The organism is Bacillus cereus, assembly GCF_002564555.1.
Lineage (GTDB): Bacteria > Bacillota > Bacilli > Bacillales > Bacillaceae_G > Bacillus_A > Bacillus_A cereus_K.
This window is the reverse complement of sequence record NZ_NUVD01000024.1, coordinates 19,816-46,375: the sequence shown is the minus strand read 5'-3', so window position 1 is coordinate 46,375 and position 26,560 is coordinate 19,816. Positions and strand designations below refer to the sequence as shown.

The following is a 26,560-nucleotide window of genomic DNA, read 5'->3' as shown; positions in this document are numbered from 1 at the left end:
TTACATTTGATAAGCACTATGATTAAAACTACTTATTTTATGCGCTTCCGTATAATAATCAATATTTGTATCTACTGTTTCTACTTTAATAACATCGTAACAGTCTTCTTGCTTTACTAAAAATAAATAGTATTCTTCTGTCGCTTCAATAATAGCAATTCGTTCTGTTTCAACATTATATTGCTCACAAAGCGCTTGTAATGCGCTCACATAATCCCCTAATTTTTTCGATTTATCCATTCCAAATATTGTTTGAACTAACATATACATTCTCCCCCTTGTATGTACTGTTAACACATCGATGATAACGTTTACATAAATAATCGTCAATAAAAAGCTTTGGCGATGTTACTAGCCAAAGCCCTTTATCATTTCGTCAATTGATGTCTAAAGGCATAAATGACTGCCTGCGTTCGGTCACTCACATTTAACTTATTTAATATATTACTTACATGTGTTTTCACTGTTTTAAGAGCGATAAATAGTTCATCTGCAACTTCTTGATTGCTTTTCCCCTCTGCAATTAATAACAAAATTTCATACTCTCTTTCTGTTAACTCTTCATGCAAAGGTTGTTCCTTCTTTTGACGCATACGAGACATCATTTTACCAGTAACTTTAGGCTCTAATACTGTTTCTCCATCATAAGTAGCTCGCACAGCGTCCGCGATATCACTCGCTCTTGATGTTTTTAATAAATAACTTGTCGCCCCAGCCTCAATAACAGGATACAATTTTTCATCATCTAAAAAGCTCGTTACAACAACAATCTTCGCTTCTGGCCATTCTTGAATAATTGCTCTTGTTGCTTCAACCCCATCCATTTCATCCATAACAAGGTCCATTAAAATAATATCAGGTCTTAATTGCAGTGCTAATTCTGAACCTTTTCTTCCATTTTCAGCTTCTCCCACTACTTCAATATCTGGCTGTGTCGATAAATACGCCGATACACCCATGCGAACCATTTCATGATCATCGACAAGTAATACTTTTATCATACTTCTCCCCCTCTCCCAATCATAATCGGAACTTTTACTTCTATTTGCGTACCTTTGGATGGGAAGCTAAGTACTTTTAATGTCCCACCAATTTCATGAACACGCTCTTGCATTGATTGTAAGCCGTATGAACCCGCCTTATTAACTCCTACTTCAAATCCAACACCGTCATCAATAATTTTTAAAATCGCATATTGATCAATTTTACGAAGACGTACTTCCGTTTTCTTTGCCTTCGCATGTCGTAACGTATTTGATAGCGCTTCTTGTACAATACGGAATAAATGATCTTCTACACCTTTTTTTAATTCAATTGGCTCAATTAGCCATTCAATTTTCATATGTTGTTTTCTCGATAGTTCCGTTAATAATTCTTCTATGCCTTCTGTCAGTTTTTTACCTTCCAATTGTACAGGACGTAAATGAAGAAGTAGTGCTCTCATTTCTGATTGTGCATTTACAACCATATTCTCAACAAGCTGTAACTGTTTTTTCGTCGTATCTGGAATTTCAGCTGCTTGTTCATTAATCGCTGACATCATCATCGACATTGCAAAAAGCTGCTGACTTACTGAATCATGCAGTTCCCTTGCTAATCGATGCCTTTCTTGAGAAATCGCTTCTTGCCTCATCTCTTCATTCCAATGAGCTCGTTCATTCGTTACTTTTTGAAATAGCCCTGCTTGCTCCTCTAATCGACGAGCAAGGCCGATTACTTTTCGTTCCACTTCATGAAATTCATCATCCGCAGTAAACGAAACATCATTTGGAAAATTCCCTCGCTCTACTTCAAATAGAAACGTATTTAATCCTTGTATACGCTGCTCTATATAATAACCGATTGCATACCCTACAATTCCTCCAATAAGAAGACTAGTACTCATAATAAACAAGCCAATTGGAACAGAAGCGATGGATTCTTTCCATAGTAAATCATAAACTTGTTGTTCGCTTTTCCATACATATACAATTGTACAAATAAGTGCGATACTCACAGAGGATAGCATAGAATATCGAATATACATCCACGAAATATTCTTTTGTTTTTTCATTATACTTTCCTCACTTCCGTATCGCCTACGACAAGCGAAGAAATAATTTTTATACGGCGAGGAGCTTCTTTATACTGTTCTGTTCTAAACGTAACATTACGGTTAAACCCCGTTTCTTCGTGTCCTGGCAGAAGTACCCGCCCAACAATAACAGAGTGATTCAAAGACAGCTCAATATCATATGGAACATATAACCGAATATTACCAACAACACCCCGAATAACAATTACCGTTTCTCCCTCTGGAATCATCGCATTCGTTAAATCTATTTCAACATCACAAGCACCATATTGAATATTTACATCTTCTAATTCATAAATATGATCCATCATCCGGACATTACCTACAAACATATTTTTCAAATATGGTTCTGTACGATATATTTGCTTCTCTTCATCTATATATCCTTTTTCTTTAATTTCAACTTTCATCGTTTTTTGCTGATGCCCTTGCTGGATAAGTTGATAGCCAATTAGAGCTAGACAAGCAAATACTACGAGTACAAAGGCTGCTGATGAAAATAAGAAGAATAAAAATACTATGCCACCCACAAATAAAAATACATTTCCCCTTACATAACGATTCTTCTTCCGATAATGCCTACCAAACATAATCATAATAAATGCAAAAATTAGACCACCTGGTTCAAAATGTCCAAGTACCATATCAAGAAAAAGACCGAATCCAAATATGATGAGGAGCATCCCCATTAATTGTGTTTTTGAAAATTGCTTCTTCATTTCAGCTCCCCCCTTCTAATCACATATACATAGAAGAAAAGGCATTGCTTTCCAACACCTTTTCTTCTATCACTATATCATAAGCCCGTTTTATAATATACTACAATTATTTTGTTAACTCTTTCGTTAACGATACCTCATTTTTCTCTTTCATCTCACGCTCTAGTTTTGCAATTTTCATATCAAATGTATCACGCTCATGCTCTTCATTTATACGAAGCTCTAAATCACGAATGTGATCTTCAATTTCTTCGAATCGTAAGAACGGATTATTTTCATCCATTTTATGCATAGCAGTATTCATACGGCGATTTGCATGCGCCATATTTTCACGTGCCATTAATTCCATACGCTTTGCGTTCATTTCTTTTAATTTATTTTTCATTTCTGAAAGACGACGCTCTAACTCATCAATTTGCTCTACAACACCAGCATACATTTCTTCTAAGCGAGTTACTTGCCCTTCATAATACGCTACTTCTTCTAATGCACGTTCATGCAATTGTAGTTCGCCTGCTTCTTGAGCAATGATAGCTTGCTTCGATCTTTTATTAACGAAATAACGTGCTTGCTCAAGCTCACGAGCGAAGTTAGATTTTAATGTTTTATGACGCTGAATTAACTTCTCAATTTTTGTTATTTCACGTTCACTGTCGCGTAAATATTGGTTTAACATAGCAATTGGATTTTTTCTTTCTTTCTCATCTAACACATTATGAAAATCAGCTAAAATTGCATCGCGTACACGTCCGAATAAAGATTGTTTCATTATAAATCTTCCTCTCTTTTGCTTTATAATTTGATTTGATTTATTTTATATTAGTTTTTCATTAACTTGTTCCACTCATCTTCAAAGTTACTATATGGTTTAGAACTGTTTTGAGTAGAATCAACAACTACATTTTTTTCTTTTTTCCATTCACGGTACCCGTAGTATAAAACTACTAATGCTACGATACCGATTAATGCTGGGAAATGAGAAAGGCCGATGGACAAGCCGATTAAACCAACAATACCCCAAGCTAACTTTCCAAAGAATGATTTAGCTCGCACAAATGATTTATAGCTCCAGTACATAACTCCTGCTCCAATTGCGAATCCTACAATACCAGCAAGACTACCAAGAGCAATTAAAACCAGAATACCGGCCGCGATAAACGCTAGAAATTGTTTCATCTTGTGCTCGCCTCCCTTCGATTTGATACTCTTATCTTAACTATTTTTTCATTTTTCCATAACGAGCTTAAGAACCGTTTTCGCCTCAGACTTAAGACTGAGTTGAATTCAGCCTTTTGTAAAAACACAAGGTAGGATAGGATACTGCACGCTTTTATTGCACATAAAAAACCGTGCAGAGAATATTCTCTGCACGGTTTCAATTACTAACGTCATTAACTTACGCTGTTTTATGATACTCTTTTTTCTCCGCTACTTTCGAAAACTTCGGAAACCCAATCAAAATCGAAACAACCCCACATACTCCAACTAAAATTGGATAAAATGCATATGGCAACAATTCAATCGGAGATAAAGCTGCAAATCCTGCCGCAGTTAACATTTGAGCACCATACGGAATTAATCCTTGCACACAACATGAGAAAAGATCTAATACACTTGCTGATTTACGTGGATCAATTTCATACTGATCCGCAATATTTTTCGCAAGTGGACCTGTAAAAATGATCGAAATTGTATTGTTTGCTGTACACATATTCGTCATGCTCACTAATCCGGCAATACCAAACTCCGCTCCCTTTTTCGAACGAATATTACGCGTTAAAAGATTCATTAAATATTGAATACCGCCATTATATTGGATCAATTCAACCATACCACCAATTAAAATAGCAAGTAGCACTAACTCCATCATACCGCCCATTCCAGTCGTTACACTTTTAAAGAAACTCTCTAACGTATAACTTCCATCTATAAGACCGATTACACCAGATAATACAGTTCCACCAGTTAATACAATGAGTACATTCCAGCCAAGCAGTGCTGTAATAAGTACTCCTGCATACGGTAAAATCTTTATCCAATCGAATGTATGGGCTTTAATTTCTGTGTCACTTCCTATAGTAAGTATTACTAATAGTACAATTGTAATAATAGCCGCTGGTAATACAATTAAAAAGTTCGTTTTAAATTTATCTTTCATTTCCGTTCCTTGTGAACGAACTGCTGCAATTGTTGTGTCAGAAATAAACGATAGATTATCACCAAACATCGCTCCGCCAACAACCGTCGCCATTGTTAATGCAATTGAGATATCAGTTTGCCCACTAATACCTACAGCAATCGGTGCTAACGCCGCAATTGTTCCCATTGAAGTTCCCATCGCTAATGAAATAAACGCCCCGATAATAAAAATTCCAGCAACGATAAACCCTTGCGGTAAAATAGATAACGCTAAATTGACTGTAGAATCGACTCCGCCCATCCCTTTTGCTGTTTCAGAAAATGCACCTGCAAGCACAAAAATTAATACCATAATCATAATATCTGGATTTCCTGCACCTTTAGCAAATCGTTCTACTTTCACATTAAAGCTTTCTTTACGATTCATCGCTAAAGCGACTCCTACAGCAATTGAAATCGCTACAAGTATCGGCAGTTTATAGAAATCACCTGTAATAATTCCAGAACCAATAAATAGCGCCAAAAATATTCCAAGTGGTAATAAAGCTAAACCATTTCCTCTCGTTTCCTTCAACGTATCATCTCTCCCTAGTTTTAAACCTTTTCTATTGAACAACAAAAGACCTCTTCCGGCGAGAAGAGGTCTTATACATCTATAAGAAACACTCTTCTCATCTTTCAAGCACATGCTTGCTGGATTTGGCACAGCACTCTGAAATCGAGTCCGCTGCCGAGGCATCGTAGGGCCAGTCCCTCCGCCTCTCTTTATAAGAAGGTTTCATATTTATTTTTTAATAATAATTTCTTTCCTAACTTTACTCGCTTACAAAAAAAAAGTCAATTATTTTTTGTATAGATTTTTTTGGTAATTATACAAAAATACGAATACAACAATCATTTCAACTTTTCAATTTCTTTTTCCAATATTGAAATCCAATAAAATTCTCTATTTTGTATCGCCGCTATTATCCATTTTGTTGTATGCCAGGCTAACTCATATTCTGCCTTTGTAACATCACCCATTTTATATGCATCCTCTAATTCATCTTCATCCAATACATATATTTCACCATTTGGTAACACTACTACATCTAAATATAAATCATCAAAATAAGGTAAACCTCGTTCGTCTATTTCATATTTTTTCGTTACGTCAATATAATATTGCACTAATTTTTTTCTATCATCTAGCATAGCTGTTATCGCAAAGTTCTTCCCGGTTATAAAATATTGCATCCATGTATACCCATCATCTGCAATGCAAAGCTCTTTACCATTGTATTCTTTATAACTAGGCTCTCTCACTTTTTTTATATCCAATACCCCTAACATACCTGCTTCCACTTGCTTGACTATATAATTCTTCTCTATTAGTCGCTTCCACGAAGAACCGTCACCATATTTACGTTTCATTACGTCCGCTCCTCTTCTATATATAGAAAAGCCCCCACATATTATGTGAGAGCTTGTTCCTATTATAATTAAGCCGCTTGACCTTTTTCAGATATCTCTTTTAAATAAGCTTGTCCTTTTTCAGCGTCATATTGACCTTCCCACTTAGACATAACTACAGCTGCTAAAGAGTTACCTACAACGTTAACCGCTGTACGAGCCATATCTAAAATACGGTCAATACCAGCGATGAATGCTAAACCTTCAGCTGGAATACCTACTGTACCAAGTGTCGCTAATAATACAACAAATGATACGCCCGGTACACCCGCGATACCTTTTGATGTAACCATTAATACAAGTAATAATGTAATCTGTTCCGTAATGGATAAATCAATACCGTACATTTGCGCTAAGAAAATTGCTGCAATTGCTTGATATAAAGTTGATCCATCTAAGTTAAATGAATAACCTGTCGGAATAACGAAAGATGTAATTGCTTTCGGGCAACCGAATTTCTCCATTTTCTCCATGATTTTCGGTAAAACTGTTTCTGAACTTGCTGTAGAATACGCTAAGATCAGCTCGTCTTTTAAAATCTTAAAGAATTGGAAAATGTTAATTCCAAATATTTTCGCTGTAAGTCCTAACACGACCACAACGAAGAAGATCATTGCTCCGTATACTACAATGAGTAATTTCCCTAATGGAATTAATGAAGAAAGACCAAATGTAGAAACTGTAACACCAATTAATGCGAAGACACCAAATGGTGCAAATTTCATAACTTGGTTCGTAACGTAAAACATGGCGTCTGCTACACCTTGGAAAAATTGCAGAACTGGTCTACCACGCTCACCAATCGCTGCTACACCTAAACCAAATAGTACAGAGAAGAAGATAATCGCAAGCATATCACCTTCAGCTAATGATTTCATAATGTTCGTCGGAACAATATTTACAAATGTATCCGCAAACGAATGACTTTGTACTTGCTCTGTTGTTTCTGCATATTTAGAAATATCCGTTTTTGTTAATTTATCCATATCGACGCCGGTTCCTGGCTGGAAAATATTCGCTACCAATAGACCGACAACAATCGCAATCGTTGTAATAATTTCAAAGTAAAGAATTGTTTTTCCGCCTAGTCGGCCTAGTTTTTTAATATCACCAACACCAGCAACCCCAACAACAATACTTGCTACAACAATCGGTACAACGATCATTTTAATTAATCGGATGAAAATATCACCAATTGGTTGTAAGTACTTCGCAACTGCTGGATTGTCAAAGAAAATCGCACCAACTGCAATACCAAGCACAAGTCCTATTAAAATTTGCCATGCAAGTCCTATTCTTTTCATACTTGTTGTAACCCCCTCGATGTGTCACTCTATCTATCTCTCATTCTATCTATATCTATAAAACTAAGAAATTAAGAGTATTACATATTATTCGACAATTCACTACATTTTGTCCCTGTTAAAAATCATAAATCAAAAATTAAAATCTGACAACAAAATAAGTTTGCCCGAACACAAATAATTTTCTTGACAAAAACAAACCTCATGTCAGAAAACCTCACATGAGATCGATTCCTTACTTGTAATTTATAGGTTTTAAAAATGATGTTTCCCCTCCAAAAACTCCATTATTTTCTATTTTTTCTTAAAAAACAAAATAGAAATCCACACTTTTTATACATTCAAGAATTTTAACTTTATGACGAACAATACGAAAAAATACTAAATTCCGACAAAACTTAGCAATTTTATAAAATTCTCTTTACATTATGATTACAATGATAGACACCCTCCTTCTTATGATATATAACATTCATAGGGAAAGGAGCCAGACAACAATGAAAAAGAAATTTGCAGCGTTTAGTGTTTTAGCAGCAGGAACGATTCTCGCTTCCCCGTTACTTTCACCCGCATACGCTGAAACGAATGAAAATAAATTATCTAATATACAATCAGAATTAGATGGCAAACAAAATGACTTACAAAATAAATCAGCTGAGAAAGAACAAATAGAAAAAGAAATTCAAGAATTACAAAAAAAAATCGACGAATTAACTACTTCTATTAATAAAAATGAAGCTGAATTAAACGATACGAAAAGAGAAATTAGCAAAACACAGCAAACAATTGCTGAAAAAAAGAAACATATAGAGCAATTACAAACGAACATAGATACACGTCAAGAAGTTATTAAACAACGACTACAATCTATGCAAGAAAAACCTCGTACAAATATCATTACAGAAGTACTAACAAATTCTTCAAATATTGCCGATCTTATTGATAATATGTACTCCGTAAGTTTAATATTAAACAATGATACAGATATTGTGAAAAAACAAACAACTGATCAAAATGCTGTAACGACAGAAAAAGAAGCTGTTGAGAAAAAAGAGCAACAACTGAAAGAATCTGAACAAAAATTAGTACAAAAACAGCAAGAATTACAAAATAACCAACAGCAACAACAAACTTTCATTAACGATCTACATACAAAAGTAGCAAAAGTAGATTCTGAGATTGAAGGGTTAGAAGAGTCGAAAGGCATTTTAGAAAATCAGCGTCAAGCTGTTCAAAAAGCAATTGAAGAAGAAAAACGTGCGGAAGAAGCTCGGAAAGCTGAAGAAGCTCGTAAGGCTGAAGAAGCACGCAAACAAGCTGCTACACCCGCTCAAGCTGCTCCAACACCACACGATACGAATATAGGTGGATTTATTAAACCAGCAGCCGGATCGAAAACTTCTGGATTTGGTACACGTTCTTTAGATAACCATAAAGGAATCGATATCGCAGCTTCAGGAACAGTGCCAATCGTTGCTGCTGCTGATGGTGTGGTTATCCGTTCAGAATTATCATCTAGTTACGGAAACGTTGTGTACTTATCTCACCGTATAAACGGAAAAACATATACTACTGTATATGCACATATGAGTAGCCGTTCTGTATCTAATGGACAAACTGTAAAACAAGGCGATCAACTTGGATTCATGGGGAATACTGGTCAATCATACGGACAACATTTACACTTTGAACTTCACCTTGGAGAATGGAATGTCGGTAAGACAAACGCTGTCGATCCATCTCCTTATATTGGATTATAAAAAACTCGGTGCATACCGAGTTTTTTACTACCATTTCACACCTTGTAGGCATTTTACATAAACTACAACTAAATGCCTATATTTTGCGGGGTGATTAATATGAATACACAATTACAGCAAGAAATAGAAGAAGCTAGGGAAACATACATCGGCCGGTTATTTACATTCGGTGGCTCAGCGTTATTTTTAATTGGATCATTTATCGCAGTTGTCACAGCTTATAAAGCATACAATCGCTTATTAAATACTTCTACAACATAATAAAAAGACGGAGAAATCTCCGTCTTTTTATTATGCAAACATTTTAAATACACCTATCGCATTTAAAAATACGATAATTACAGTTACCGGAATAACATAACGAAGTAAGAAGAACCAAATGTTAAATAATGTTTTCCCTTTCGTTTCCGTAACTTCTAATTCTTTCATTAATAGCTCTTTACTCATTTTATTCGGTACAAATAGCGAAATGGCTAGTACCCCTAGCGGCAGTAATACATTACTTACCGAAAAATCAACGAAATCAAAGAATGTCTTACCAAATATTTTCACATCACTCATAATTCCAAACGATAACGCTGATGGAATGCCGACTGCAAAAATAAGAATACCAATTAATAACGAAGCTGACGGACGCTTCTTCTCGTTATCTTTCGCAACAGATGCTACTACAATTTCAAGCATTGAAATTGCAGATGTTAAAGTCGCAAAGAAAAATAACACTAAAAACATAATAAAGAAAAATTGTCCAAATGGAATTTTCGCAAAGACAGCAGGAAGAACGATAAACAGTAGCCCTGGTCCTTCTGTCGGTTTAACTCCTAATGCGAAAATCGCTGGGAAAATCGCTAATCCTGCAAGTACTGTAATAAATACCGTTAAACTTACAATAGATGTTGCTGATTTAGCTAAATGCTCTTCTTTCTTTAAATACGAACTATACGTTACCATTACCGAGGCACCTACCGTTAGTGAGAAGAAAGATTGTCCCATCGCATATAAAACCGTATCTGCTGTAAGCTTTGAAAAATCTGGTTTTAAGAAGAACTCTACCCCAGCCATAGCACCATCAAGTGTTAACGCACGAATAATAATCGCAATAAATAAAATGAATAATAGCGGCATCATGTACTTACTTGCTTTTTCTATCCCTTTCTCTACACCTTTACTAACAACAAAAATCGTACAAAGCATAAAGATGAATTGCGCCCCAATCGCACTTACTGGATTTGAAATTGTTTCAGCAAACAATTGCCCATAATCGACTACTCCGTTCCAGAAACTACCTGTGACACTATAGTATAAATAAAGTAAAATCCATCCACCTACAACACTATAAAAAGATAGTACGCTAAAACAAGTAACAACTCCCATACGACCAATCCAAGGATATAACTTGCTATTCGGTACTAATATTTTATAAGCTGTAACCGCCTCTTTTTGGGTACTACGTCCGATAACAAATTCAGCTATAAGAAGAGGCATACCAATAAATACAGTTAATAGTAAGAATACAAGGAAGAATGCGCCTCCCCCGCCATTACCTGCAACATATGGAAACTTCCATATTGCCCCGAGACCTACTGCGGCTCCCGCTGCTGCGAGTACAAAGCCTATTTTCGACGTCCATTGCTGTGTTTCTTTCATTATAATTTCTCCTTTTCTGAATATTTAAACTTTTACTAATTATACACTTTCATTTCATACTCGCACACCTCCTTTAGAAAATAAAAAAGTCCCCTACACGCAAATATGCATGTAGAGGACGATATATGTAATATAAATACCGTGGTACCACCTCAATTGGATCAATAAATCCCACTTGTTCAAGTACAGGAAAAATCCGATACTCTATCCTTTTAACGGCGGAACCCGGGTTGCCTACTATTCTGTTCAGCATACCTCTCGCAAGCCCATTCTGTATATTTTATCGTACCGGGCTCACACCTAACCCCAGCTCTCTGAACGCCTCAAATATACGTACTCTTCTTGCTCATCGATTTCATCTATTGAAGTTACTTGTGATTATAAATTATATTTTTATATTTGTAAAGCGCAATTTACTTTTTATTTTTTAGATCTCTCTCCTCTAATTCTTGTAAAAATCGTTCTCTTTTCCCCTCATTTTGCACATATGCTGATTTCAATACTTCTTGTAATAAGATATGCCGTTCTTTCTTTTCTAATTGTAAGCCTTTTAACTTCACCCTTACTTCATATAAAAAATCTAAGTATCTTTCGTATGTTTCATCGTATTTATTCGCGATATCATCTCGAATTTTTTTCGCAAGTTTTGGACTCGCTCCTCCAGTAGAAACCGCTATATTAAGCAACCCACGATGAATTGCCGCCGGAAAATGAACATTTCCACTTTCCGGATTCGTAATAACATTCACCAATTGATTCTCTACGGCATCTTCAGCAACTTGTTCGTTTAATATAGAATCACTACTCGCTGCAACAACTAAAAAAGCACCATTAATATCCCTTTTTTCATACTCTCTTTGATACCAACGAATTTTCTTCTCCTCCACAAGTTTCACTAAATTTGCATCTAGTTCTGGACTTACTACAACTATATCCGCACCTTGTTTTAGTAAAGGAATAATTTTAAACCCCGCAACTTTCCCTCCACCAATGACAACAACACGTTTCTGATCAACTCGCACTGTAAGTGGATACATATTGATCTCCCTTCAATATTCCCTCTGTTTTCTGAATTAACATCTCTCGAAACGCCACATTCTTTCCTAAATATGGACTTATTTTTATCTCTTCTGGCTCATATTGACGCACTTCTTTCTCAATATGTTTCATGAGTAAGCCTGTAAATAATAAGTAAGGTAGCACAACTATATTCTCTTCTTTTCGTTCTACAACTTCTTTCAACTTCACCTCAAACTTCGGCTCCGCTGCTGCTAAATAACAAACTTCCACTTTTTTAACTTTCTTTTCTCTTTGAAATAAAGAAGAAATCCACTTTATGTCTCGTAAAGTTTCCGGATCACTACTCCCTCTTGCAACAAGCAAAAGTGTAACATCCTCTTCATAATCTGTAATGCCACTTCCATTATATACAGCTTTTACAAGCACTTCCGATACACCAAATGGGTTACCGTACACTACTTTGACATTCGGATATTGCTCATTTAACTTTTGTAATTTAAGCGGAATATCTTTCTTCACATGACCTGCCGCTAATAAAAAAACAGGAATAGCGATAACCTCTGTCGCACCACGTTTCACACATGTACGAAACCCTTCTTCAATAGAAGGGCTCGCTAATTCTAAAAAACAAATTTCTTGAATATTTGTCTCTACACGGTCCATACATGACGTAATAAATGCAACCGCTTCTTCTTTCGCTGCCCTCAAACGACTTCCATGACATATATATAAAATAGCCTTCATTTTACAATGCTCCGCTGACTGGATATGCATTTTCCGCTTGTTTTTCAAACCAATGGATCTTTTCTCTAAAGCGGACAACTTCTCCAATCACGATCATACTTGGATTTTGAATCTTTTCTCTTTTAGCAATATCCACTATCGTTCCTAACGTACCTGTAACGGTACGCTGCATAGACGTCGTTCCTCGTTCAATAATAGCAGCAGGTGTACTTGTGTCTTTTCCATACTTCATAAGTTGCGCACATATATAAGGTAAATTACTAACCCCCATATAGACAGCTAAAGTCTCTACACCTTTCGCTAAATTCTCCCACTTCACTTCCTCTTCAGCATCTTCTTTCCTATGCCCTGTCACAATAGCAAAACTCGCGCTTGCCTCACGATGCGTTACTGGAATTCCAGCATAAGCAGGTGCAGCTATTCCAGCCGAAATACCTGGGACGATTTCAAATGACACACCTTGTTTCGCTAACGCTTCAGCTTCTTCTCCGCCTCTGCCAAATACAAATGGATCTCCCCCCTTAAGTCTTGTTACAACTTTTCCTTTTTTCGCATATTTAACAAGAAACATGTTAATCGTCTCTTGCTTCATCGTGTGATAATTCGGGAGTTTCCCGCAATAAATTAAATCCGCTTCCGGCTTTGCATAAGAAAGCAATTCTTTATTCACGAGACGGTCATATAAAATAACATCTGCCTTCTCGATGCATTTCAATCCTTTAACAGTGATTAAATCCGGATCACCAGGACCCGCTCCAACGATATAAACCTTCCCCATCATCTCTCCTCATTTCTACTATTAAAGTGAAACTTCCATCCTTATATATGAATGGAAGTTTTCATTACTTCATATTTCAATGTTCCTTACTCATGAATAACAAAGGCCGCGCCTTTTCGAATCTTCTTTTTTTCAAACAAGGAAATCTCTTTTACTTCTGGCAATGGTAAAAAATGTTTTTCAAGCTCAATCTCCGCAAGCTTAAATGCCTTTTCTTCACTTTCAGCAACAACAACAATTGGAACAATAGCATTTGCTAATACAGCCTCTAATCGATATAAATCCATAATGTCCCTCCTAAGACGCAATTACTTCTTCCAATACTTGATTTAATGCAATTTGCAATTTTTCCACTCCAAAACGTCCTACGAAATCATAAAACGTTTCAGCTGGTAGTTTATTTTTTTGGAAATAACTTAAAAAGGATACAAGAACGTCTGGTAAATCTTCTCCATCTATTTTCCCTTTTAATTTTTCGTTATAAGCTCCCCCATTTAATAGCGTTCCACCTACATAAATTTCAAACGCCTCAACAATTCCTTTTTCCTTCGTTTTCATTTTCACCCCTTGTAATCCAATGTCAGCAATTTGGCGTTGACCACATGAGTTCGGGCACCCTACCATATGAATTCGAACTGGAACATCGAGTGCAATTTGCGTATCTAAGTATTCTGCAATTTTTCGCAATCTCTCTTTCGTTTCTACTAGAGCAAGATTGCAATATTCAATACCAGTACATGAAACCGCATGACCGATAAATGATTTCGGACTTGCAGAGATTGCTTCAAACAACGGCTCACTTAGTAATCCTGCTACATTTTCCGGTGGTACGTTCGGAATAATGAAATTTTGCGAGTTACATGTACGAATTTGTCCATTTCCATATTGCTTGGCAATTCTAGCAATCTCAAACATTTCTTCTGCATGTAATCGTCCTACTGGCACATTAAAACCGACATATTTTAGTCCCTCTTGTTTTTGATCTTGAACACCGTAAAAATAGCCTGCATTCCATCCTTTGAGTGCACTTTCTCCTTTACTTTGTAAAGGTCCTGTATACTCTATTAATTTCTCTTTGAATTTCTCAGCTCCCCAGTCTGCAACAAGAAATTTCAAACGTGCTAAATGACGTTTTTCACGATATCCAAAATCACGGAATATAGTAGCAATCGCGATCGCTACCGCCTTCACTTCTTCCGGTAAAACGAACACATCTAATTCTTCCGCTAAATATGGACGAGCTGATAATCCTCCGCCTACTTTTATATGAAAACCAATTTTTTTCTCACCCTCTATTTTTTTCGTAGCAGGTGTAAATGCAACACAGTTAATCTCTGCATTTGCAGAATTATAAACGTTTGAACTAATGGACATTTTAAATTTGCGTGGTAGGTTAGAAAACTCTTCATTATATTGAAAGTAGTCATATACTTCTTTCACAATAGACGTTGTATCAAATAATTCATTCCCATCAATTCCAGCAAGCGGATTCCCTGTAATATTACGTGTTATATCACCACACGCCCCTGCTGAAGATAATCCAACTCTCGCTAATCTTTTAAAGATATCTGGAATCTGCTCGATTTCTAACCAATGGAACTGAATCGCCTGCCTTGTCGTAATATCTATCACATCGCGTCCATAATCCTCAGCGATAGAAGCAAGAGCTTCCGCCTGTGCATTTGTAATAATCCCTGAAGGAATATTTACACGCATCATAAAATAACCAGCTTCTTTCGGACGCTGTAAATACAATCCTGCCCATTTAAATGCGTCCCACTCTTCTTTCGGAATAGATGCAAACCCATTCTCCGCATAGTAAGGAATATCATTAAAGATTTCCAATCCATCTTTTTCTAATTTATTCTTCTCAGTCTGATTTAATTTTTCATTGTTAGCCCATACTTTTTCATAACTCATTTTTAATCCCCCTATATAAAACTACGCTCTTGTAAGTACTTCACAATTTGTTCTGCACATTCTTCAATAGAATACTTATGTGTTTCTACAATTAATTCTGCTCGTTCTGGCTCCTCATATGGTGAATCAACACCCGTAAACTGTTTAATATCACCTTTTCTTGCCTTTTTATAAAGACCTTTCGGATCACGTTTTTCACACTCTTCAATCGGACACTTCACAAACACTTCAATAAATTCATCCGCCGCTAATAGATCCCTAACTTGTTTTCGGTCTACTCGAAATGGTGAAATAAATGCCGTAAGAACAATCGTTCCTTGATCTACGAATAGTTTAGAAACTTCACCAATACGACGAATATTCTCTGTACGATCACTTTCAGAAAAACCTAAATCGTTATTTAAACCGTGGCGTATATTATCCCCATCTAGCACATAGTTTCCGATATTCTTTTCAAATAGTTTACGAGCAACCGCATTCGCTACTGTAGATTTACCTGAAGCTGATAAACCCGTAAACCAAATTACAAAACTATGATGGCCATTTTTCACTCTTCTCTCATCTTTTGAAACAGAGGCTGTATGCCAAGTAATATTTGTATTCATCTCGTTCTCTCCCTATTTTGTTACTACACCTTTTTTCAACCCTTTAATTAGCACTTCCACTACTTCTTTACGACTAAATGTACTTGGCGGAATCTCACCATTTCTTAATAGTTCTCTTACTTTCGTGCCCGATAAAATAACATGGTCCTCTTTTCCGTGCGGGCATGTTTTTGTTGAAGCCATTGCTTCACATTTCCCGCAGTAAAAGCTATGTTCAAAGAATAGCGGTGTAATCCCTAACTCTTCTATCGTAAAATTCGTAAAGATATCCTGCGCTTCATATGTCCCGTAATAATCTCCTACCCCGGCATGGTCGCGACCTACAATAAAGTGTGTACATCCAAAATTCTTTCTTACTAATGCATGAAATATCGCTTCTCTTGGCCCCGCGTAACGCATTGCTGCAGGAAACACACCTAAAAAGACACGATTTTTCGGATAATAGTTTTGAAGTAATACTTCATAGCTTTCCATCCTTACATCAGCAGGAATATCATCTGATTTCGTTTCCCCAACAAGCGGGTTCAAAAAGAGACCATCTACAATTTCAAGGGCCGACTTTTGAATATACTCATGAGCACGATGTACCGGGTTTCTCGTTTGGAATCCAACTACTGTGTTCCAACCACGTTTTTTAAATTCTTCTCTCGTTTCAATTGGATCTAAATGATAAGAAGGAAACTGATTATTTTCAAAGCGTTTTGTAAGAATAATAGCTCCTCCAACGTAAACGTTTGGCCTTTCATATAATTTTTTCACTCCTGGATGAGCCTCATCCGTCGTTTTATATACGAGTAACGCTTCTTTTTCTTTATCTGGTACAAAAATATCTTCTATTTGAATGACACCACATACCGTTCCACCTTTAATAAGCTTTACTTCTTCTCCCGTTTTCAAATCCGCTGCAACTTCTTCTAGTACTGGTAATGTAATCGGTATACTCCATACGCTACCATTTGCTAAACGCAGCGTTTCTACAACGGAATCATAATCTTTCTTTCCTAAAAAACCTGTAAGCGGACTATATCCTCCTGTCGCCAATAGCTCTAAATCACTTATCGCAATGTTATCTAGTTCAATTTCTTTTTCTATTTTTGATATGTCGTATGTCTCATCTATACGGTTTACTAATTCGTTTCTTATACTCATTTTCTATACCCTCTCTTAGCTTTATTTTTCAATTTATCTTATTGATAATGAAGACCACATTCTGTTTTCACTTTGCCAGCCCATCTACCATCTCTTGAATCGCCACCATCTACAGGTAACGTACACTTCTCACACCCAATACTTGGATAGCCAACATCATGTAATGGGTTATACGGCAAACTATGTTTGTGTACATATCGCCAAACTTCTTTCCATGTCCAATGAATGAGTGGACAAATCTTAATAGATTGAAAACGATGATCTTGATTTATAAAGTTTGTATGTTTGCGAGTTTCTGATTGTTCCCTTCTTAAACCTGATATCCACGCCTTTTCATTTGCTAATGATTTTTCTAAAGGTAAAATTTTTCTAATTTTACAACAAAGATTCGGATTGCTTTCCCATAGTTTCTCGCCATGCAACTTTGCTTGTTCATCAAGTGTAAGTTCTGGCTGTTTTTCTATAATATTTAATGAAGGAAATCGTTCCCGCACTTTTTGAATTAATTCATACGTTTCTTGAAAATGAACATTTGTATCTAAAAATACAACTTTAGCAGATGGATTTACTTGGTTTATAAGGTGCAGTAATACCATACCTTCCACTCCAAAGCTACATGCATATACGATTTCTTCTTTATATTCTTTATAAGCCCAACTTAATACTGATAGCGCGCCTTTCGCTTCATCATCTTCCGAAAATGAAACACCATTTTCATCCCACGTTTCATACGTCAACATGTTTTTTCCCCCTGTAAAAGCAAAAAGACGGTTTTAACCTAATAAAATAGGTTAAAACCGCCTCTAGTTTTTCTAGTCAGCGCTTTTTACTTTAAACGTACTTTTTCACTTTTTTCTAATTGAATGACTTTCCCATCTTGCACAACAATTGTAATTGAACCGTATTTCATATCAGCAAGCATCGCTTGAATCTTCTCTGATACTTCCTCAAAATGTTCCCGTACACTCACGCGAACAGCCCCCCTTTTTATTCATAAAAAAAATCTTTCCCATTTCGAAAAGACTGTTCGGTAATATATTTTACCTTATCTTTCAAAATGGATTCCATTTTGCTGGATTTAGCACCTTGCTTTCTACAAGCAGGTTGCCGAGCTTCTTCGGGCCAGTTCCCTCCGCTTCTCTTGATAAGCTTTGTATTTGTATTTTAACACAATTCTGATTTTTTTCAATCCTAGTTTTCCGATATATTTTAATTATTTTATTTTATAAAAAAGGAATTGCCCATCTGAACAACTCCTTTTCTCTATTTAAACAAGTTCTTTAATACGTATGCGATCGTTCCTAATAATATTTTCATATGTTTCGCGTTCCACTACAACTTGCGATGTTCCACCTTTCGCAAAGACGACAGCTGGTCTCCGAATTCGATTATAATTATTCGCCATCGAGTAGCCATATGCTCCTGTACAAGAAATTGCTAGTAAATCGGAAGAAGCGACTTTCGGTAAATGAATATCCCAAATCAGCATATCTCCACTCTCACAGCATTTCCCAGCAATCGAAACGAGTTCTTCATTTTCATCATTCCCTCGATTCGCTAGCATCGCTTCATAACGCGCGCTATATAAAGCAGGTCTTAAATTATCTGTCATTCCACCATCCACTGATACATATTTCCGAATACCTGGGATATCTTTCACCGATCCGACTGTATAGAGTGTTGTTCCAGCATCACCTACAATACTACGTCCTGGTTCAACCCAAATTTCTGGCAATGGATAGTTACATACTGTAAATTGTTCTCTCACTGCACTCGTTACAGCTCGCACATATGTCTCAAGTGTTAATGGCGTATCCGAATCTGTGTAGCGTATTCCGAACCCCCCGCCTACATTTAACACTTTCACTACATAGTTTGTTTGCTCTCTCACTTCTTCTAAAAATTGGCGAAGAACTTCAATTGCTCGAATAAAACCAGCTGTTTCAAATATTTGTGAGCCGATATGTGAATGGATCCCTAACACATTATAATTTGATTTTTGTAAAGCAAGCCCAATCGCCTGCATCGCTTGACCATTTGAAACACCAAATCCAAATTTCGAATCCTCTTGGCCTGTTGTAATATATTCATGTGTGTGTGCCTCTACTCCAGGCGTTACACGAATTAATATGTTCACAAATTTCCCATGTTGCACTGCTAAATCATGTAAAATTTCTAATTCTAAGAAATTATCGACTACAAAACAACCGATATTCGCCTCGAGAGCCATCACTATCTCTTCTTCTGTTTTATTATTTCCATGAAAATGAATACGTGATGCCGGGAATCCCGCTTGAAGTGCAGTATATAGTTCTCCTCCAGAAACAACATCTAATGACATATTCTCTTCACGAGCTACTCGGCACATCTCCATGCACAAGAACGCCTTGCTTGCATATGCTACTTGATAAGAGAAACCACTTTCTTTAAAAGCACGATGAAATGCGCGGCACTTTCCGCGAATTGACTCTTCATCGTATACATAAAGTGGTGTTCCATATTGCCTTGCGAGCTGCGTCGTATCGCACCCACCAATTTCTAAATGTCCTTGCCCATTGATTCGGCTCGTGCCGTGTAAATACATTTGAATTCCTCCCTTATTTCCTCTAAAACTCATAACCCCAATCTTCTATTCATTGCAGCACGCTTTTAGATAGACAAAAAACGCGCGGAACAATGTTCACACGCGTTTCTTATTAGGAAAAATATATATTGAAAAAATAAACGAGTTGTTATCTCCTCAAAATAAGAAACCGCATCAACATCTCCAAATAGCTCTCCATAAAATAATTCTTATGACAGTACTACATTTATTTAATGCAGTCCCAATATATGAATAAGTTGGTTATTCTTATATTTCGGCAATAGTCCCTTTCAACCTATGATCACAGATTCCACTAAATCTCCCATAGCTTACTCTTTCCTATCGCGGCCTCTACCTTTGAGAGTAGATGAGGTAAGTCTATTTAATTTTCAAACATCTAATTGTTGCTATTAACAATACCAAAGGACCATTTTATTTGTCAAACAATTTTTTATATTGTTTTTTTGCAGTTTAATTCCGTGTCATTTGGTAAGCGCTTTACTATAATCTTTGTTACTTCCCACTCGCCTTCCTCGTTATTAAACGTTATTGTTACTTTCTCAAATGGTGGAGCAATTTTCCCACCAACTCGCTCATACTTCGTTACTTCGATAACCGCTTGAAATAAATATGTATTACTATACACTTTTTTTAAACTAATAATTTTAGGACATTGATAAGGTTTCAAGCTCCCATATTGTTTTTCAATTGCTTTATTTATTTTTGGGAATAAAACAGAATAAAGTGCATCTTCCATAAGAGGTGCATCATATTGGGCTACTGACACACTCGGTGAAGTAAACAGGATAAAACTACTGCATACGATAAAATATAATAATTTTCGCATTATAACCTCCGTATCATTACGCGATGCTTTCTATGTTTAGCAAATGATAATAATCATACATAGAAATTCCGTTTTATTGTCTCCCACTGCTCTTTTTCTACTCAATTATTATAAAAAAGTCCACAACTCTCTTTTATTTTCGTATAATGATACTCATAGTGTAATAATCATATTAATAAAGGACTGTTCGTATATATAAAGTGGGAAACTAATCAACGGACTCACAAGAACTGTCATGCTTTTTAGGAGAGGAGTATGTTATGCTACAACGTTTATTTCCAAAACTGCGATTTGCACTCGTTGCAGTCGTTTTATTATGGATTAAAACATATATTGTGTACAAGCTAGCTTTTGATATTAAAATTGATAACTTCTTTGAAGAATTTATGCTTTTTATTAATCCGTTAGCTTCATTACTTTTATTTTTCGGTTTTGCTTTACTTGCATCTAAGCACCGAAACCGAATTATTATTGGAATTAGTTTTGTTCTGTCATTTATTTTATTTGGAAATGCAATGTTTTACGGGTTTTATGATGATTTCGTTACTTTCCCCGTTCTATTCCAAACAAATAACATGGCTGATTTAGGAACAAGCATTAAAGAACTCTTTACGTATAAAACATTACTTTTATTTGCGGATGCAATTATTTTAATGTTTCTTTCGCGTAAATTCCCGGCATTTTGTGACAAAACACCACTTTCACGATCTGAGAAGCGCACTTTCTTTAGTGGTGTAACAGCTCTATTAGCACTGCAAATCATCGTTTCAGTTATTTATAAGCCACAAATGTTCTCACGCTCATTTGACCGTCAAACTGTCGTGAAAAATTTAGGTTTATACACATATCATCTATTTGATATTACGCTTCAATCTAAGTCTTCAGCTGAGCGTGTATTTGCAAGTGGCGACGGGTTCTCTGAAATTAAAAACTATACAGACTCAAAAGATAAGCATGTTGATAAAAACTTATTTGGAGCTGCAAAAGGTAAAAATGTAATTTTAATTTCAATGGAATCTACACAAAGTTTTGTTATTAATAAAAAAATAAATGGAAAAGAGATTACTCCATTTTTAAATGAATTTATTAAAGATAGTTTTTACTTTGATAACTTCTATCATCAAACGGGACAAGGTAAAACTTCTGATGCTGAATTTATCGTTGAAAACTCACTTTATCCGTTAGATCGTGGTTCTGTATTCTTTACTCATGCAACAAATGAATACACTGCTACACCTGAACAATTAAAAAAATATGGTTATTCTTCCGCTGTATTCCACTCAAACGATAAAACGTTTTGGAATCGGGATGTAATGTATCCTTCGCTTGGATATGACCGTTACTTTAACTTAAATGATTATGTGGGCACGGAACAAATGTCTGTCGGTTGGGGATTAAAAGATAAAGAGTTCTTTGAACAATCTATTCCAAAGTTAAAATCTTTACCAGAGCCGTTCTACACAAAATTTATCACTTTAACAAACCATTTTCCGTTTCTTCTAAATCCAGAAGATCAATATGTAGATGAGTTTAATTCGGAAAGTGATGTTTTAAATCGCTACTTCCCTACAGTTCGTTACACCGATGAAGCTCTTAAATTGTTTATTAATCAATTAAAAGCAGAAGGACTATACGACAATTCTGTTATTGTCATTTATGGAGACCATTATGGTATTTCCGAAAACCATAACGCTGCTATGGCTCAGTTCCTTGGGAAAGACACTATTACACCGTTTGATGCTATGCAATTACAACGTGTCCCCCTTATTATTCATGTGCCTGGTCAAGAAGGAAAAGTTATTTCTAAAGTATCCGGTCAAGTTGATATCAAACCAACTCTACTTCATTTACTTGGTATTAAATCAAATCAATCCGTTGAATTTGGAACTGACTTATTTATTAAAGAAAAAGATCCGCTTATGGTAATGCGGGATGGCAGTTTTGTTTCGGAAGATTATGTTTATACAAAAAATATGTGTTATAAAAGAAGTACGGGTGAAGAAACTGATAAAACACTATGTCAACCTTATATCGAAAAAGCAAAAACAGAATTAAAACTCTCCGACAAACTTATTTATGGAGATTTATTACGATTCGATCCTAACAATCGATATAAAACTGGAACAATGACAACGAAATTTGAATAGTGTAAGAAGCAACTTTATATGAGTTGCTTCTTTTTACTTATTCCACCAATTATTCTTCGATGAAATCTTTCACGAATTGGGAATTTCTTTCGTATGAGAAAGAAATTTATGGTATGATAAAATAAGTAAACTTTCATACACTAATTAAGAATTTATAACAGAAAGCAAGGGATCAGATTTTGTATAGAGCAGCTATTCCAAATTTATTTACACTCGGAAATTTATATAGCGGATTTTTATCAATCGGCTATGCATCTTTAGGATATTATAAATCAGCTGCTATTTTAGTACTTATCGGGATGATGTTAGATAGTCTTGATGGTCGTGTGGCTCGTTTATTACGTGTTGATTCACAAATGGGAAAAGAGCTTGACTCGCTCGCAGATGTCGTAACATTCGGCGCAGCACCTGCTGTTTTAATGTATTACACATCTTTCTCCAACTATGGAATCATCGGTTTATACATAGCGGGATTATTCCCTCTTTTCGGAGCATATCGTTTAGCACGATTTAACGTAACACCATCTTCTACTTCAATGAAATATTTCACTGGAGTTCCGATTACTGCAGCAGGAGGGCTTGTTGCTTTCCTAACATTATTTTCAAATACCATTCCAAAGATCGTTCTTATTACAGTATTTGTAACGTTCGCATTTTTAATGGTGAGCCGCATTCGTATCCCAAGTTTAAAGGATGTACCACTTCCACGATATAGCATCATTATTACACTATTTTTAGTTGGAAGCATTATCACAATGTATCAAACAGGTTTTGGTAATTTTTCTGTTTTCTTATTCATTGCCATTCCACTATATATTTTGTATATGCTATCTCAATTCCTTAGACAAAGACCTTCTAAAAGAGCAAATAAAGAAAAATAAAAAAAACCTTCCGAAATTGGAAGGTTTTTTTTATCCCGGTTAATGTGGGCTAATAATCAGAGGGATGAATCCCCCACTTTATTTTGTAACGAATACTTTTTGATTTACAGGTGTTACTGGTTCTTCACCATTTAATACAGCTAAAATATTTCTTACAGCCATTTCAGCCATCGCATCACGCGTTTCAAATGTTGCATTTCCTACATGAGGAGCGAGCACAACATTCTTTAATCCCTTTAGCTCTTCTGTAATTTTCGGTTCAAATTCAAACACATCAAGAGCTGCACCTTCAATTTCATTCGTTTTTAATGCATGAGCGAGTGCCGCTTCATTCATAATTGGTCCACGTGAAGCATTTACAATATATGCTGTTTTCTTCATCATTTTAAACTGTTCTTCATCGATCATATGATGTAATTTCGGATTATAAGCACAGTTAATTGTAATAAAATCTGCTGTTTGTAATAATCCTTCCAATGTCACATATGTTGCGCCCAGTTCACTTTCCGCTTCAGGCTTACGATTTGGTCCTGTATATAAAACATCCATTCCAAACGCTTTCGCACGCTTTGCAACTGCTTTCCCGATTTCCCCAAGGCCAATAATTCCAATTGTCTTACCGTGCACTTCGCGGCCCAAGAAAAATAATGGTGCCCATCCGTTAAATCCAGTTGTACGACATAATGTATCCCCCTCAGGAATTCTACGTGCCGCTGCTAAAAGAAGTGCAAATGTTAATTCTGCTGTCGCTTCAGTTGATACTTTCGGTGTATTCGATACTGCAATTCCTTTTTCTCCTGCATACGTGAAATCAATATTATCGTAACCAGCACCATAGTTTGCAACAATCTTTAAATTAGGTGCCGCATCAATAACTTCTCTCGTCACCTTTGTAGAAAGTAAGCTTAACAATGCGTCTTTATCTTTTACACGCTCTGTTAATTCATCTATAGAAATTAACTCCTCTTTATCGTACATTTCTACATCATGACCCTTTAATAGTTCTAATCCGATTTTTGGAATTTTCCCTGCTACTAATATTTTCGCCACTACTAACACCTCTTCTATGCAAAATAAGATATCTCTTATATTTCATTGTAAGAAATCCATATATAAAAACCAAGGAATTTGATTATAGTTTTGAAAATCGTCATTTTTTCACATAAGAAAAGAGGAGATTCATCTCTCCTCTCTTCTTACGCTTTCTCTTGCGATTCTTGTCCAAGCTTCGCATCAATTGTTCCTTCTGCAACTGTATCGCTAATTTGTTCCTCGATAACTGAGTTAGCTGTTTCATTCGTTTCAGAAGTATACGCTTGGTCCACCGCTTGTACATTTTGTTTCTTTTGTTGTTTCGCCATTTCTTACCCTCCTTTTCATTCTTTCTTATTTTGAACAAAAAGGGTGGTTTTCATCAAAAAATCGTGTTTTATTTTGAAATTGTTACTTCTTCTTCAAGTTGTTTCATTACTCTTACTCTTTTCGAAAATGTTGCGATTTGAGTAATACCGTGAGTCCGTAATGTTTGCACATTTTCTTTTACGTATTTCCCTAAATCATTTGGATAATGTGCATCTGAAGAAATCGTAATGGGAACTCCCTGTTTAGCTAATACTTGTAGATAGAGCGGACTTGGACACATTTCACGAACTGGATAGCGATAGTACAATCCTGCATTTACTTCTGTTGCGGTATTCGTTTCTACTAACGCACGTGCAATTTCTTTATAATAAGAAAGCTGCTCATTCTCATCCAACCTGTAATTAAATACTTTTATGTTATCAAGATGAGCTATAATATCAAATAACTCGGAACGAACGGCACGCTCAACAGTTTTGAAAAAAGTATCATATAGCGCATGTAAGTCATGCTCCTCAAAATATTCTTTCGTATCTGGATTATCAAAGCCCCATCCGTCAAGAAAGTGAACAGAACCAATTACATAATCAAAGTCTCCTAGCGCTAATAACTCTTTTAGCTCTTCCTCACCACCGATAAAATAATCCGCTTCAATTCCCAGTTTTAGTGTTACCCCTCGTTTACTCCATCGCTCTTTTGCCTCTTCAATCGCCTTTGTAAAATCATATAGTGAAACTACTCTTACTTGGTCTAACCATTCCTTCTGTAAGCGACCGAGTTTTGAATCACTAATATCAACATACTTTTCATAATATACTTTCGCCTCATGAAAACGATATAAATGATCAACAATGCCAACTTCTTTTATACCTTTTCGCAACGCTTCTTCTAAATATAAATCGATCCACTGTTCTGTAAACGGCCCTTCCTTCACACGTCTTTGCAAACGCTCTTGTGTCTTCATAAGCCAATCGATAGAATGTCTTTCTTCTTGAAGCGGCTCATAATATTCCAGAGCCTCATTTATTTTAGCAAGCCAACCTATTGAATATGGCCCTTCTTCTAAATGAAGGTGATAATCCACTTTCATTTGTATTCCCCCTTATAATGTATCTATTTCTCTTCGTTCTCCTACTCTCGAAAGCTTTCCATTTCTTTCTTTTACTTCTCGCATGACATCTTCCATTGAAATATTTTTTTCAGCTAATAGAACGAAGCAGTGATAAAAAACATCAACCATTTCTTTTACGAGTTCGTCTTTATCATTATTTTTAGATGCGATGATTACTTCCGCGCACTCTTCACCAATTTTCTTTAAAATTTTATCTTCTCCTTTTGAAAATAAATAATTTGTATATGATTCAGGCAGTGGATTTTTCTTTCGTTCTTCAATGGTTTCAAATAATATCTTCAAAGTATCTTCCATATGTA

29 protein-coding genes, 3 riboswitches and 1 other annotated feature are annotated in these 26,560 nt (G+C 35.9%); of the genes, 4 read left to right on the top strand and 25 right to left on the bottom strand.

Going from position 1 to position 26,560, the window contains the following annotated elements:
• From COI75_RS14740 to gltP, 9 genes are all read right to left on the bottom strand, one after another.
• Positions 1–297: a DUF3992 domain-containing protein gene (locus COI75_RS14740; protein WP_141535122.1), complete on the bottom strand. Its 297-nt coding sequence runs from the start codon at positions 295–297 to the stop codon at positions 1–3.
• 71 nt (positions 298–368) lie between these two features.
• Positions 369–1,001 (bottom strand): response regulator, encoded by a 633-nt coding sequence (locus tag COI75_RS14735; RefSeq protein WP_000598710.1) that lies wholly within the window; start codon positions 999–1,001, stop codon positions 369–371.
• On the bottom strand, positions 998–2,053 hold the full coding sequence (locus COI75_RS14730) for a sensor histidine kinase (protein ID WP_098448445.1): 1,056 nt from the start codon (positions 2,051–2,053) through the stop codon (positions 998–1,000). Before COI75_RS14730 ends, COI75_RS14735 begins: the two co-directional genes overlap by 4 nt.
• On the bottom strand, positions 2,053–2,793 hold the full coding sequence (liaF, locus tag COI75_RS14725) for a cell wall-active antibiotics response protein LiaF (protein ID WP_000743887.1): 741 nt from the start codon (positions 2,791–2,793) through the stop codon (positions 2,053–2,055). Before liaF ends, COI75_RS14730 begins: the two co-directional genes overlap by 1 nt.
• A 106-nt stretch (positions 2,794–2,899) precedes the next feature.
• A complete protein-coding gene (locus tag COI75_RS14720; protein WP_000814142.1) occupies positions 2,900–3,562 on the bottom strand; it encodes a PspA/IM30 family protein in 663 nt (220 codons plus the stop codon).
• 50 nt (positions 3,563–3,612) lie between these two features.
• Complete coding sequence (locus COI75_RS14715; RefSeq protein WP_098448444.1) at positions 3,613–3,969, bottom strand: lmo0954 family membrane protein; 357 nt, start codon at positions 3,967–3,969, stop codon at positions 3,613–3,615.
• Between the two features lie 220 nt (positions 3,970–4,189).
• The gene (locus tag COI75_RS14710) at positions 4,190–5,506 is read right to left on the bottom strand and encodes a Na+/H+ antiporter NhaC family protein (RefSeq protein ID WP_033657184.1); all 1,317 of its coding nucleotides are present in this window, start codon (positions 5,504–5,506) and stop codon (positions 4,190–4,192) included.
• Positions 5,507–5,600: 94 nt separating this feature from the next.
• Positions 5,601–5,706, bottom strand: a riboswitch (SAM riboswitch).
• 120 nt (positions 5,707–5,826) lie between these two features.
• Positions 5,827–6,345, bottom strand: a complete 519-nt coding sequence (locus COI75_RS14705; RefSeq protein ID WP_098448443.1) for a DUF402 domain-containing protein — start codon at positions 6,343–6,345, stop codon at positions 5,827–5,829.
• 68 nt (positions 6,346–6,413) lie between these two features.
• Positions 6,414–7,688 carry a glutamate/aspartate:proton symporter GltP gene (gene gltP, locus COI75_RS14700; protein WP_098448442.1) on the bottom strand — a complete coding sequence of 425 codons (1,275 nt, stop codon included), beginning with the start codon at positions 7,686–7,688 and terminating at the stop codon, positions 6,414–6,416.
• 497 nt (positions 7,689–8,185) lie between these two features.
• Between gltP and COI75_RS14695 the strand changes: the two genes are divergently transcribed.
• Positions 8,186–9,448 (top strand): murein hydrolase activator EnvC family protein, encoded by a 1,263-nt coding sequence (locus COI75_RS14695; protein WP_098448441.1) that lies wholly within the window; start codon positions 8,186–8,188, stop codon positions 9,446–9,448.
• Positions 9,449–9,547: 99 nt separating this feature from the next.
• On the top strand, positions 9,548–9,709 hold the full coding sequence (locus COI75_RS26945) for a hypothetical protein (protein ID WP_001095991.1): 162 nt from the start codon (positions 9,548–9,550) through the stop codon (positions 9,707–9,709).
• A 30-nt stretch (positions 9,710–9,739) separates the two neighbouring features.
• Here COI75_RS26945 and COI75_RS14690 read toward each other — a convergent pair whose 3' ends face one another.
• The 12 genes from COI75_RS14690 to COI75_RS14630 all read right to left on the bottom strand — a co-directional run bounded on the left by COI75_RS14690 (position 9,740) and on the right by COI75_RS14630 (position 20,742).
• The gene (locus COI75_RS14690; protein WP_141535117.1) at positions 9,740–11,095 is read right to left on the bottom strand and encodes a sodium-dependent transporter; all 1,356 of its coding nucleotides are present in this window, start codon (positions 11,093–11,095) and stop codon (positions 9,740–9,742) included.
• Between the two features lie 111 nt (positions 11,096–11,206).
• Positions 11,207–11,454, bottom strand: a binding site (T-box leader).
• A gap of 54 nt (positions 11,455–11,508) precedes the next feature.
• A complete protein-coding gene (locus COI75_RS14680) occupies positions 11,509–12,132 on the bottom strand; it encodes an NAD(P)-binding protein (protein WP_098448439.1) in 624 nt (207 codons plus the stop codon).
• Complete coding sequence (locus tag COI75_RS14675; RefSeq protein WP_098448438.1) at positions 12,107–12,859, bottom strand: sirohydrochlorin chelatase; 753 nt, start codon at positions 12,857–12,859, stop codon at positions 12,107–12,109. The genes COI75_RS14680 and COI75_RS14675 overlap by 26 nt, the downstream gene beginning before the upstream one ends.
• Position 12,860: 1 nt before the next feature.
• Entirely contained in the window at positions 12,861–13,637 is a 777-nt protein-coding gene (cobA, locus tag COI75_RS14670) for a uroporphyrinogen-III C-methyltransferase (RefSeq protein WP_098448437.1), read from the bottom strand.
• An 86-nt stretch (positions 13,638–13,723) separates the two neighbouring features.
• A complete protein-coding gene (locus COI75_RS14665; RefSeq protein WP_000366925.1) occupies positions 13,724–13,924 on the bottom strand; it encodes a DUF3906 family protein in 201 nt (66 codons plus the stop codon).
• Positions 13,925–13,934: 10 nt separating this feature from the next.
• Complete coding sequence (locus COI75_RS14660) at positions 13,935–15,557, bottom strand: nitrite/sulfite reductase (protein ID WP_098381348.1); 1,623 nt, start codon at positions 15,555–15,557, stop codon at positions 13,935–13,937.
• Between the two features lie 11 nt (positions 15,558–15,568).
• Positions 15,569–16,162 (bottom strand): adenylyl-sulfate kinase, encoded by a 594-nt coding sequence (gene cysC, locus COI75_RS14655; protein WP_098448436.1) that lies wholly within the window; start codon positions 16,160–16,162, stop codon positions 15,569–15,571.
• Positions 16,163–16,174: 12 nt separating this feature from the next.
• Entirely contained in the window at positions 16,175–17,311 is a 1,137-nt protein-coding gene (gene sat / locus COI75_RS14650; RefSeq protein WP_098448435.1) for a sulfate adenylyltransferase, read from the bottom strand.
• A gap of 38 nt (positions 17,312–17,349) precedes the next feature.
• On the bottom strand, positions 17,350–18,051 hold the full coding sequence (locus COI75_RS14645) for a phosphoadenylyl-sulfate reductase (protein WP_098448434.1): 702 nt from the start codon (positions 18,049–18,051) through the stop codon (positions 17,350–17,352).
• Between the two features lie 86 nt (positions 18,052–18,137).
• Positions 18,138–18,281 carry a YezD family protein gene (locus COI75_RS14640; protein WP_000116163.1) on the bottom strand — a complete coding sequence of 48 codons (144 nt, stop codon included), beginning with the start codon at positions 18,279–18,281 and terminating at the stop codon, positions 18,138–18,140.
• A 72-nt stretch (positions 18,282–18,353) separates the two neighbouring features.
• Positions 18,354–18,462: riboswitch (SAM riboswitch) on the bottom strand.
• A gap of 116 nt (positions 18,463–18,578) precedes the next feature.
• Complete coding sequence (gene lysA, locus COI75_RS14635; protein ID WP_098448433.1) at positions 18,579–19,895, bottom strand: diaminopimelate decarboxylase; 1,317 nt, start codon at positions 19,893–19,895, stop codon at positions 18,579–18,581.
• A 180-nt stretch (positions 19,896–20,075) separates the two neighbouring features.
• Positions 20,076–20,257, bottom strand: a riboswitch (Lysine riboswitch).
• 89 nt (positions 20,258–20,346) lie between these two features.
• The gene (locus COI75_RS14630; RefSeq protein WP_002095816.1) at positions 20,347–20,742 is read right to left on the bottom strand and encodes a DUF3888 domain-containing protein; all 396 of its coding nucleotides are present in this window, start codon (positions 20,740–20,742) and stop codon (positions 20,347–20,349) included.
• Between the two features lie 260 nt (positions 20,743–21,002).
• Between COI75_RS14630 and COI75_RS14625 the strand changes: the two genes are divergently transcribed.
• Together COI75_RS14625 and pssA are read left to right on the top strand one after the other, a co-directional pair.
• Entirely contained in the window at positions 21,003–22,889 is a 1,887-nt protein-coding gene (locus COI75_RS14625) for an LTA synthase family protein (RefSeq protein WP_000941723.1), read from the top strand.
• 179 nt (positions 22,890–23,068) lie between these two features.
• Complete coding sequence (gene pssA, locus COI75_RS14620; RefSeq protein WP_000285428.1) at positions 23,069–23,770, top strand: CDP-diacylglycerol--serine O-phosphatidyltransferase; 702 nt, start codon at positions 23,069–23,071, stop codon at positions 23,768–23,770.
• 78 nt (positions 23,771–23,848) lie between these two features.
• Here the strand turns inward: pssA and COI75_RS14615 are convergent, their stop codons facing one another.
• From COI75_RS14615 to hisE, 4 genes are all read right to left on the bottom strand, one after another.
• A complete protein-coding gene (locus COI75_RS14615; protein WP_001062866.1) occupies positions 23,849–24,820 on the bottom strand; it encodes a 2-hydroxyacid dehydrogenase family protein in 972 nt (323 codons plus the stop codon).
• 146 nt (positions 24,821–24,966) lie between these two features.
• Positions 24,967–25,131: a YozQ family protein gene (locus COI75_RS14610; RefSeq protein ID WP_001118872.1), complete on the bottom strand. Its 165-nt coding sequence runs from the start codon at positions 25,129–25,131 to the stop codon at positions 24,967–24,969.
• A gap of 68 nt (positions 25,132–25,199) precedes the next feature.
• On the bottom strand, positions 25,200–26,219 hold the full coding sequence (locus COI75_RS14605; protein ID WP_000861847.1) for a histidinol phosphate phosphatase domain-containing protein: 1,020 nt from the start codon (positions 26,217–26,219) through the stop codon (positions 25,200–25,202).
• 12 nt (positions 26,220–26,231) lie between these two features.
• Positions 26,232–26,555 carry a phosphoribosyl-ATP diphosphatase gene (gene hisE / locus COI75_RS14600; RefSeq protein WP_000390258.1) on the bottom strand — a complete coding sequence of 108 codons (324 nt, stop codon included), beginning with the start codon at positions 26,553–26,555 and terminating at the stop codon, positions 26,232–26,234.
• Positions 26,556–26,560 lie beyond the last annotated feature (5 nt).